Raw genomic sequence first — 1,701 nt, 5'->3', positions numbered from 1 at the left:
ATCCCATCCGTAGCCCATGCCGCCGCGCCTTTCGCCGTTGTCTTTACCCCCGGAGGGCGCACGCAAACGAAGTTTGCATTAAGTGCGCCCTTGCTTCTCGCTTTCGCTCGTCGCTGGGGTCGTCCGCGCCGCCATTATAGCTTGCTTTACGGCAATTTTTAGGCAAGGTAGAATCGCCCATCGACTTATCGAAAGGCAACGGAATGGCAGCACTGGACGAACGGATCAAGGCGCAAGAAGAGAAGCTGAAACAGCTCAAGGCGCTCAAGCAAAAACAGGAAGCGCAGAAACGGGCCGCAGAGGCAAAGCGCACCCGAACCGAGGACACGCGCCGCAAGGTGCTGATCGGGGCCATGATGCTGGAGCACATGGCGAAGAACGACGCCACGAAAGAAAGCGTGATGGGGAAGCTCAATGCGTTCCTGACCAGGGCTGATGACCGGGCGTTGTTTGACTTGCCGCCTGCCAGCCAGGCCGGCCAGACAGGGGGCTAAACATGAGTGGATGGTGGGTGGTGGTGGACCCGCGCACGCCGGCAGAGCGTGACGCATCAGAGGAAAAAATGGCGCACCTGGTGGCATCCTGGGAAGCCGGCGTGCGCAGCATGTGGTTCTTGACGCGCGACCTGGTGAAAGCCGGCAAGGCGACACAGCTCTCGTTCAACGGCTACCCGAACCGCTTCACCGTCGCCGCCGGCGACCTGGTGCCGCTCATCATCGACGGCCCGCCGACCTGGAAGGACGAGCACGGCCAAGAGCACAACGGCCGCGTGACCATTCACCGCGACCAGCTGGCCGCCCTGCCGGCCAGCCATGTGCTGACGGTCGAACTCTGGGACGTAACATGACCAGCCGCGCCGACCGCGAGCGACACGTCGCCCAAATGCTCGCCAGCTCGCGCCTGGAAGGGCTTGAGCCTGACGAGGCCCACCAGCAGCTCCTGCAGGACTACATCGAGGGCACGGCCAGCCTGGACGATCTGCTGAACCATGCGCGGGATTACGCAGCCGCCGCCGTCGCCTATAGGTCTCGCCCAGCTGATGACGGCGGCACCTACTATCTCCTTCCACGCGACAGGCATTTGCTTCCCGAGAGAGACCCTGTAGTAGAACCAATTCGGCTTACCTATCAGATCGAACAGGATGCAGATTGCCAAAAAGAAAACATCGACCCAGAAATAACCGCCCTGGTTGATGCTTTCTTTCGCCAACGTGGTCTGTAGTGCTTCGCGCATAGCTAACTGGACGCCTTAGCGCGCGGGCGTCCCCGCTTGCTTGCGCACCGATTTGCTTCGCAAACCGTCACGCCCGGTTAACCTTGAAAACCGGAAAATCAAAAAACCGGAAAACCAACCCCGGCCCGCGACGGCCGCCGCCCACTTCCTGAAAGCCAAACCTACCGGCCGTCGAGCAGACTGCAGGGGCGATTTGAGTCCGAGGACCGAAGCCGAAGGCGAGGGAGCGAGGATGGCCCGTCAGGGCCACCCCTGCCCATCTCCGGCGCTCCTCCAGAGCGTCCGGCCGCCTGCCGGCGAGTATCGGTTTTGAGCCTTCCTTGTGCGCCGCGAAGCGGTGCAGTCCGATGCATTACGAACTGACGTGAAACGGCGTGAGTAGCTTTTAAATCCTTTTAGGCGGCCGGAAAGCCAGCATCCATGCGGGTTTCAAGCTCTAACTATTACTTTTTTAGGGTTAACTATTAC

The 1,701-nt window shown here is 60.7% G+C and carries 3 protein-coding genes; all 3 read left to right on the top strand.

The annotated features are described in order from the left end of the window. Nucleotides 1-203: 203 nt before the first annotated feature. The 3 genes from HMPREF9710_RS26365 to HMPREF9710_RS26355 are packed head-to-tail and all read left to right on the top strand — an operon-like array spanning nt 204 to nt 1,221. Complete coding sequence (locus HMPREF9710_RS26365; RefSeq protein WP_005671606.1) at nt 204-494, top strand: DUF8583 domain-containing protein; 291 nt, start codon at nt 204-206, stop codon at nt 492-494. A 2-nt stretch (nt 495-496) separates the two neighbouring features. Next, complete coding sequence (locus HMPREF9710_RS26360; RefSeq protein ID WP_005671603.1) at nt 497-847, top strand: hypothetical protein; 351 nt, start codon at nt 497-499, stop codon at nt 845-847. After that, nucleotides 844-1,221 carry an antitoxin VbhA family protein gene (locus HMPREF9710_RS26355; protein WP_031943690.1) on the top strand — a complete coding sequence of 126 codons (378 nt, stop codon included), beginning with the start codon at nt 844-846 and terminating at the stop codon, nt 1,219-1,221. Before HMPREF9710_RS26360 ends, HMPREF9710_RS26355 begins: the two co-directional genes overlap by 4 nt. The last annotated feature ends 480 nt before the right edge of the window (nt 1,222-1,701 follow it).

It is taken from the genome of Massilia timonae CCUG 45783, assembly GCF_000315425.1.
Classification (GTDB): Bacteria; Pseudomonadota; Gammaproteobacteria; order Burkholderiales; family Burkholderiaceae_D; genus Telluria; species Telluria timonae.
The sequence above is the reverse complement of the archived record's forward strand: the minus strand, read 5'-3'. Positions and strand labels throughout refer to the sequence as shown.